This is a genomic window from Arthrobacter sp. B0316-1-20 (assembly GCF_059091865.1).
This window is the reverse complement of record NZ_JBNHHC010000024.1, coordinates 86,942-95,091: the sequence shown is the minus strand read 5'-3', so window position 1 is coordinate 95,091 and position 8,150 is coordinate 86,942. Positions and strand designations below refer to the sequence as shown.

Sequence of the window (8,150 nt, the reverse complement as noted above, 5' to 3'; positions counted from 1 at the left end):
TCCAAATGGCGAACTACACCGCTGCTGATATCAAGGCCCTGCGCGAGCGCACCGGCGCCGGCATGATGGATGTCAAGAAGGCCCTGGACGAGGCCAACGGAGATGCCGAGAAAGCCATTGAGCTGATCCGCATCAAGGGCCTGAAGGGCGCGACCAAGCGCGAAGGCCGCTCCACCGCGGAAGGCCTGGTTGCTGCCAAGGTCATCGACGGAACCGTCGGCGTCATGATCGAGGTCAACTGCGAGACCGACTTCGTCGCCAAGTCCGCCAAGTTCATTGAACTCGCTGACAAGGTGCTGGCCGTGGCCGTTGAATCGGGTGCCGCCGACCTCGAGACGCTGCTGGCCGCAAACACCGGCGACAAGCAGCTTGGCGATTTTGTCACCGAAGAAGGCGCTGTGCTGGGCGAGAAGGTCGTCGTCCGTCGCGTTGCCCGCATCGAAGGCAAGACCGTCGATGCCTACCTGCATAAGACGTCCAAGGACCTGCCGGCACAGGTTGGCGTCCTCTTCGCTGTCGACGGCGAAGGCGACGCGGCGTTCGAGGCCGCCCACGACATCGCCGTGCACAGCGCTGCCTTCGCGCCGACCTACCTGACCCGTGAAGAGGTTCCGGCGGAGACGGTGGAGAACGAGCGCCGCATCGCCGACGAGACCGCACGCGCCGAGGGCAAGCCCGAAGCAGCGCTCGCCAAGATTGTCGAAGGCCGGCTGAACGGCTTCTTCAAGGAGATCGTGCTGCTGGACCAGCCGTTTGCCAAGGACCCGAAGAAGTCCGTCGGCAAGGTACTGGAAGAGGCGGGCGTCAACGCAACCGCCATTGCCCGCTTCCGCGTCGGGGCGTAACCTCGGTCCAACCGCTCAGGCGAACTGACTGATTTAATGACGAGGGGGTGGTCACCAACCGGTGACCACCCCTTTTTCATGTCCAGATCAACGGCCCGCGCCACCGCGCGGCGGCCGCTCAGCCTTCACGTAATCTTTCCCCAGAACCACGCACGCCGGGAGGCACCATGGAATCCCAGAACACCCGCACCACTACTGATACCGTCAAGCGCCGCCGTGTGCTGCTGAAGCTGTCCGGCGAAGTATTCGGCGGAGGTAAGCTCGGCGTCGACCCGGACACCGTCCGCGGTATCGCCAAGCAAATCGCCGCCACCGTGGAACAGGTAGAAGTGGCGATCGTCGTTGGCGGCGGCAACTTTTTCCGCGGGGCCGAACTCTCGACGTCGGGGATGGACCGCTCCCGGGCCGACTACATGGGCATGCTCGGTACCGTGATGAACTGCCTGGCACTGCAGGACTTCCTGGAGCAGGCCGGCGTGGACACCCGCGTGCAGAGCGCCATCACCATGGGCCAGGTGGCCGAGGCTTACATTCCGCGGCGGGCCATCCGGCACATGGAAAAAGGCCGCGTGGTCATTTTCGGCGCCGGCGCAGGCTTGCCCTATTTCTCCACCGACACGGTGGCCGCCCAGCGCGCACTCGAGGTGCACGCCGACGTCGTCCTGATGGCCAAGAACGGCGTGGACGGCGTCTACACGGCGGATCCCAAGAAGGACCCGGCTGCCGAAAAGCTGGACACCTTGACCTACGACGAAGCGATGCGCCGGAATATCCGGGTCATGGACCAGACCGCCTTTAGCCTGTGCCGCGACAATAAGCTGTCCATGGTGGTCTTCGGGATGGAAGGCGAAGGCAACGTGACGCGCGCGATTCTGGGCGAACAGATCGGCACCTACGTCACTGCCTGACGGTCGTCGGCCCAGCCGCCGGATAGCCTAGGATGGAAAGCAGAGCCAGGACCGCGGGGACCGCGGCGTGAACGAAGGACGTGAAGGAGAGACCGTGATAGACGAGACGCTGCGCGAAGCTGCCGAAAAGATGGACAAGGCAGTCGAAGTGGCCAAGGAAGATTTCGCCACCATTCGCACCGGCCGCGCCAATCCGGCACTGTTTTCCAAGGTGACGGTGGACTACTACGGTTCGCCGACCCCGCTGCAGCAGCTGGCGTCTTTCCAGAACCCCGAACCCCGCACGCTGCTGATCACCCCGTACGACAAAGCGGCGCTGAACGATATTGAGAAGGCCCTGCGTGATTCCGACGTGGGGGCGAATCCGGCCAACGACGGCGTGGTGATCCGCGTGGTCCTGCCGGAATTGACCATGGAGCGCCGCAAGGAGTACGTCAAGGTCGTCCGGGGCAAGGCCGAAGACGCCAAGGTTTCCATCCGCAACATCCGCCGCAAGGCGATGGACACCATCGGCAAGTTGGTCAAGGACGGCGAGGTCGGCGAAGACGAGGGCAACCGGGCCGAAAAGGACCTCGACGCCAAGACCAAGTCGCACACGGACAACGTGGACGAGCTTCTCAAGCGCAAGGAAGCCGAGCTGCTCGAGGTCTGATGAGTACGGACCAGCCTCAACCCGTGGCTGGCGGGTCGCCGACTCCGGCGGCTGGTCCGGGATCGCAGCCGGGCGGGGCCGGCCGGCGTGCGCTGCGTGCTGCCGCCAAGCCTTCCCGCGCCGGACGCAATCTGCCGGCAGCCATCGCCGTCGGCATCGCGCTGATGGCTGTTGTCCTGGTCGGGCTTTTCCTCCTGCCGGACGCTTTCGTGATGGTCGTGGCGGGGTTCTCCGTCGTCGGTGTGTGGGAGGTTGCCCGAGCCCTGACGGTGAAGAACATCACGGTGCCGCTGCCGCCGCTGTTCGCGGGCGCCCTGGCCATGCCGGTGGCCGCCTACTACGGCGGCCCAGAAGGGTTGGCCTTCGCGCTGGTGGTGACGTGCGTTGCCCTGATGGTGTGGAAGTGCCTGGACAGTACCGAGGGTGCGGTCCGCAGCGTGCTCAGCGGCACCTTCATCCTCTGCTGGGTGCCGTTCTTCATCAGCTTCGCGCTGCTGTTGCTACTGGAGGAATCGGGTGCGCTGAAGGTAGCCACCATGCTGTTGTTGGTGGTCTCCAATGACACCTTCGGCTACATCGTGGGCGTGCTGTTCGGCAAGCATCCGATGGCGCCCAAGATCAGTCCCAAAAAGTCCTGGGAAGGTTTTGCCGGCTCGGTCAGCGGTGCCATTCTCGTCGGTGTTCTGTGCTCAGTGCTGCTGCTGGACTTGCAATGGTGGTTCGGGCTGGTGCTGGCATTCGCCACCGTCGCCGCTTCCACGGTCGGCGACCTGGCCGAATCGATGGTCAAGCGGGAACTGGGCATCAAGGACATGAGCAACATCCTGCCGGGACACGGCGGCGTGATGGACCGGCTGGATTCCATCGTGTTTGCCGCTCCGGTTGCCTACCTGCTGGCATCGCTGCTCGCGCCGGGAGCAGTGTAGGCGCGAGGCATGCCCCGGAACCCGCACTCTTCCGGCATAGACTGGGCGACGTATACAAGCGGAACGTTTTGAAGGAACAGGAATTCACAGGACACCATGGCGCGACGAACCATTGAAGCCGGCAAGGGCAGTGCCCCGTTCGACCATGTGGACCGACGGGACTTCGGCTACAACGCCCGCCAGGTGGACGACTTCCTCGGACGGGCCCGGGAGTATTACAACAACCCAGAGCCCGACGACGTTCCGATCACCAGCCGCGATGTGCGGGCGATGACGTTTGATCCGGCCAAGGGCGGTTATGACCCGCGTGCCGTGGATGCCGCGCTCGACCGGCTTGAGGACGTTTTCGCCCAGCGGGAACGCGACGCGCTGATCAGGCGGGAGGGCGAGCAAGCCTGGCTGACGCAGATCGGCCGCGTCTCCGCGATGCTGCGCGCCCGGCTGCACCGGGCACCCGGCGAACGCTTCCGCCGCCCCACAAAGCGGAATGCGGTCAGCTATGACATTGAGGATGTGGACGCGCTCTGCGTGGAACTTCTGGGCTATTTTGAGCACGACCAGCCGATGAGCGTGGACGTGGTCCGCCGGGCGGTGTTCCGCGAAGCCAAGGGCAAAGACGGCTACGAGGAAAACCAGGTGGATGCCTTCCTGGACCGCGTGGTCGAGCTGATGGCCTCAATCGACTAACCACGTCGGCGGGCCGGGGCACCCGGGAACCCGCAGTAATCCGCTGGGGTGGGATGATGCGCTGGCCCGGGTCAATCTAGTGGGCTGACCTTGCCGGGACGGCCGGCTGGATCCCGGTCTTCTGCACGTTCGGGGGTGTGCAGCCGTGCCATTACCCGTGCGACAGTGGCCGGCCTGCGCGAAGCGGTAGCCAGCGAGACGGCCACGGTGACCAGGAAAGCAGTCGGAACGGTCCATGCTGCCGGCTGGCCCAGCGGCTCGGCCCAGGCGCCCAAGGCCGGCCCGGCCACGGCGGACGCCAGCAGCGAACCGCCACAGAGAACGGCTCCGGACACCATGCCTGCAATGGCCCCCGCATCGGTCAGCCCGCGCCACCAGATGCCCAGCAGCAGCAGCGGGCAGATCGTCGACGCGGTGAACGCAAACACCGTGCCTACACTGCCGGCCAAGGCCAGCGATTCGGTTCCCATGGCAATGCCCAGCGGTACGATGGCCGACAACACCGCGGCCAGCCGGAAACCCTTGACGCTGCCGCGGAACAGGTCCTGGCTAACCACGCCGGCCAGCGACACCACCAGCCCGGAGGTGGTGGAGAGGAACGCGGCGAAGGCGCCCGCCACCACGCAGGCGCTCAAGAGGTCGCCGGCCAACCCGTCCACAATGCGCCCCGGCAGCAGCAGCACGGTGGCATCGGACTGGCTGCCGCCCGCAAGCCGCGGCGTGTGCAGCCGGCCGAGTACGCCGTAGATGGTGGGGAAGAGGTAGAACAGCGCCAGCAGGCCCAGTACCAGTTGCGTGGTGCGGCGGGCCGCGGCGCCGTCGGGGTTGGTGTAGAAGCGCACCAACACGTGGGGCAGACCCAGCGTGCCGAAGAGCAGCGCGATGATCAGCGAAATATTCCGGTAGAGCGATGCATCACCGGAGACGTCCAGCGCCGGGTCGAAGGCCGCGCCGCCGCCGGTGGCGGATTGGCCCGACCCGGTGAGTACCAGCAGGATGAAGACCACCGGGACGGCCAGTGCGGTGAGTTTGAGCCAGTACTGGAAGGCCTGCACAAAGGTGATCGAGCGCATGCCGCCGGTGACCACCGACAGCACCACCACGACGACGACGATGACAGCGCCGGTCCAGCCCGGCAGGCCGGTGGCGATGCGCATGGTCAGGGCGGCCCCGTGCAACTGCGGCACAATGTAGAGCCAGCCGACCGCAACCACCAGGAGGCTGGTCACCCGCCGGGCCGCCGTGGAATCAAGCCGGGCTGCGGCGAAATCAGGAATGGTGTAGGCGCCGGAGCGGCGAAGTGGTGCGGCCACGAACAGCAGCAGCATCAGGTAGCCGGCGGTATAGCCGACCGGGAACCACAGCGCGTCGATTCCCGAAATAAGGATCAGCCCGGCCACGCCTAGGAAGCTGGCGGCGGAGATGTACTCACCGCCGATGGCTGAGGCATTCCACCAGGGCTTGACCGTCCGCGAGGCGACATAAAAGTCACCGGTAGTGCGGGAAATCCGCAGTCCGTAGATGCCGATCAGCACGGTGGCGGCACACACTGCCGCCACTGCTGCCAGACCGGCGACCGTATTCACTGCTTGGTCCCCGGCTCGGTCCAGTCTGCCGTCAACTCGCGGAATTTGCGCTCATTGCGTGCAGCGGCGCGGTTGTACAGCGCGGCGCAGGCCAGAATAACCGGGTAGATCCCAATGCCCAGCAGCAGCCAGGGGAGCGGGATGGTGGCAATCGTCAGGGTGGCGGTGACGGGCACCAGCGCGATCAGTACTGCTACGCCCAGCAGGATCAGGCCGAAGCCGGCAGCAACGACGACGGCCAGACGCAGTTGGGATCGGACCAAGGACCGGACGAAGAGCTCGCCAATTTCGGACTGCTCGGCCAGTTCATGCGAGAAGGTGTAGCCGCCCGGCGGCTGCGGCGCGGCCGAACGTGGCGCCATAACCCGGACCCGCTTTCGGAAGCTGCCGGACGCGAGCGCCGCATCGCCGTCGGGCAGCGGGGCGTCGCCGTCGGGGAGCAAGGCTCCGTCCTCACGGTTTGGACCACCGCTCATCCTCGGGGCCTGACCCGGGTGGCTTCCAACTTGTCCCGGACAGCGGGGAGGTGCCGGCGGCTGACCGGCAGTTCGGCGCCGCCGACCAGAATGCTGGCCCTGCCGGCGCTCATCCGCATCTGCTGGATCTGGTCCATGGCCACCAGATACGAACGATGAATCCGGATATAGCCGGCGTCGGCCCACTGGCGTTCCAAGTCATTCAACGGCACGCGGATCAGGTAGCTCGCCTCGGCCGTGTGCAGCCGGGCGTAGTCGCCCTGGGCCTGCACGTATTTGATCTCGTCGCGCCGGATCATCTTGGTGATGCCGCCCTGGTCCACGGTGACGACCTCGGGCTTGGCCGCACCGGCGTCTGCCATCAGTTCGCAGATGCGGCGCACCGATTCCGCCAGCCGGTCCGCGCGGACCGGCTTGAGCAGATAGTCAACGGCGGCCAGTTCGAAGGCCTGCAGCGCCTTGTCCTCGTCGGCCGTCACGAATACGACGGCGGGCGGCCGGCTGAAGCGGGAAATGACCTTGGCGATGTCCAGCCCGGTCAGCGCCGGCATGTGGATGTCCAGGAAGAGCGCGTCGACGTCGTGGCGCTCCAGGGCACGGAGTGCTTCGGCCCCGCTGGTGGCTTTGTGGATTTCCCCGATCCGGGAATCCTGCCGCAGCAAGTATGCCAGCGCCTCGACGGCGGGGGTTTCGTCATCGGCGACAACCACATTGACCATGGGCCACAGTCTATTAGCCTGCAGCGGCCCATGCGGCCCATGCGGCTCCGCCCCGGCAGGGTCATTCCACGCGGTTGCCGGGCTGGAACTTCGGCACACGCAGGGTGACCAGCGTTCCGGCGCCCGGAGCCGTGTCGATGACCAGGCCGTGTTCTTCGCCGTAGACCTGCCGCAGCCTCACATCGACATTGCGCAGGCCCACGTGGTCGCCTTCGGTGTGCCCGGCCAGCACGGCGCGCAGCCGCTCCGGGTCCATGCCCACACCGTCGTCTTCTATGGTCACCTCGGCATAGGCGCCCGCGTCCTGGGCGGTGATGGTGATCCGGCCGGGGCCTTCCTTGGCTTCCAGTCCGTGCCGCACAGCGTTCTCAACCAACGGCTGCAGGGACAGGAACGGAATGACCGTGCTGAGGACCTCCGGGCCGATCTGCAGACTGACCTTGAGGCGGTCGCCGAACCGGGCACGTTCCAGCAGCAGGTAGCGGTCAATCGACTTCAGCTCCTCGGCCAGCGTGGTGAAGTCGCCGTGCCGCCGGAACGAGTAGCGGGTGAAATCGGCGAACTCGATCACCAGGTCCCGTGCCCGCGCAGGATCGGTGAGGATGTAGGACGCGATGGCGTTCAGCGCGTTGTAGATGAAGTGCGGGCTGATCTGGGCCCGGAGCGCCCTGACCTCGGCTTCCATCAACAAGGTGCGCGAAGTATCCAGCTCGGCCAGCTCGATCTGCGTGGCCACCCAGGCCGCGACTTCAGTGGTGGCCCGCACCAGAGAAGCCGCCACGTGTCCGGTATACGCTCCGACGGTGCCCACCACGCGCTCCTGGACCCGGATCGGGGCGAAAACCGCTTCGGGCAGTCCGTGCCGTGCGCCGCTATCCGGCGGGACGCGGCCGTCCGGCAGCAGCTGGTTGCCGCGGAAAACCTGGGTGCGGCCGGATTTCATCGTCTTACCGGCCAGGCGCAGGGCTGATTCCGGAGGCTGTCCGGCCCCGTCCCAGCCCAGCACGTCGTCCGGGCCGGTCAATACCAGTACATCGGATCCCAACAAACCGCGCAGATGCTTGCTGGCCTTGGCCGCGCCGGACGGTGTCAGACCGGCGCGCAGGTACTGCCCGGCGAGTCCGGCGGTATGCAGCGTGGCGTAGGTTGCGCGATCGGCCTCGGAGCCCAGATCCCGGTACGAGCGGGTCAGCTTGAAACCCACCAGCGCAATCAACGCCACGGCCACGACGGCTATGGCGGCGATGATCGCGATGTCCACGGCCGGGCTGAGCATGCTGACAAGCCTAGCGGCAGGCCCGTTCTGCGGCGTGCAGCTCGGCGCAGATGAGCGCCATTCACCGCACCTGCC

Annotated in this window: 9 protein-coding genes; 5 read left to right on the top strand and 4 right to left on the bottom strand. The window is 66.2% G+C overall.

Annotated features, from left to right (window positions below; all coding sequences use genetic code 11):
• The first annotated feature begins 5 nt into the window (after positions 1–5).
• From tsf to AC5RW2_RS29040, 5 genes are all read left to right on the top strand, one after another.
• Entirely contained in the window at positions 6–845 is an 840-nt protein-coding gene (gene tsf / locus AC5RW2_RS29060; RefSeq protein ID WP_493952435.1) for a translation elongation factor Ts, read from the top strand.
• Between the two features lie 167 nt (positions 846–1,012).
• A complete protein-coding gene (gene pyrH, locus AC5RW2_RS29055) occupies positions 1,013–1,753 on the top strand; it encodes a UMP kinase (RefSeq protein WP_493964006.1) in 741 nt (246 codons plus the stop codon).
• A 94-nt stretch (positions 1,754–1,847) separates the two neighbouring features.
• Positions 1,848–2,405 carry a ribosome recycling factor gene (frr, locus tag AC5RW2_RS29050; protein WP_493940724.1) on the top strand — a complete coding sequence of 186 codons (558 nt, stop codon included), beginning with the start codon at positions 1,848–1,850 and terminating at the stop codon, positions 2,403–2,405.
• Positions 2,405–3,331 (top strand): phosphatidate cytidylyltransferase, encoded by a 927-nt coding sequence (locus AC5RW2_RS29045; protein WP_493964007.1) that lies wholly within the window; start codon positions 2,405–2,407, stop codon positions 3,329–3,331. The genes frr and AC5RW2_RS29045 overlap by 1 nt, the downstream gene beginning before the upstream one ends.
• A 96-nt stretch (positions 3,332–3,427) precedes the next feature.
• Entirely contained in the window at positions 3,428–4,018 is a 591-nt protein-coding gene (locus AC5RW2_RS29040; protein ID WP_493964008.1) for a DivIVA domain-containing protein, read from the top strand.
• A 71-nt stretch (positions 4,019–4,089) separates the two neighbouring features.
• Here the strand turns inward: AC5RW2_RS29040 and AC5RW2_RS29035 are convergent, their stop codons facing one another.
• From AC5RW2_RS29035 to AC5RW2_RS29020, 4 genes are all read right to left on the bottom strand, one after another.
• On the bottom strand, positions 4,090–5,604 hold the full coding sequence (locus AC5RW2_RS29035) for a sodium/solute symporter (protein ID WP_493964009.1): 1,515 nt from the start codon (positions 5,602–5,604) through the stop codon (positions 4,090–4,092).
• Entirely contained in the window at positions 5,601–6,080 is a 480-nt protein-coding gene (locus tag AC5RW2_RS29030; RefSeq protein ID WP_493964010.1) for a hypothetical protein, read from the bottom strand. Before AC5RW2_RS29030 ends, AC5RW2_RS29035 begins: the two co-directional genes overlap by 4 nt.
• Positions 6,077–6,799 (bottom strand): LytR/AlgR family response regulator transcription factor, encoded by a 723-nt coding sequence (locus tag AC5RW2_RS29025; RefSeq protein ID WP_493964011.1) that lies wholly within the window; start codon positions 6,797–6,799, stop codon positions 6,077–6,079. Before AC5RW2_RS29025 ends, AC5RW2_RS29030 begins: the two co-directional genes overlap by 4 nt.
• A gap of 61 nt (positions 6,800–6,860) precedes the next feature.
• Positions 6,861–8,075 carry a sensor histidine kinase gene (locus AC5RW2_RS29020; protein ID WP_493964012.1) on the bottom strand — a complete coding sequence of 405 codons (1,215 nt, stop codon included), beginning with the start codon at positions 8,073–8,075 and terminating at the stop codon, positions 6,861–6,863.
• Between the last annotated feature and the right edge of the window lie 75 nt (positions 8,076–8,150).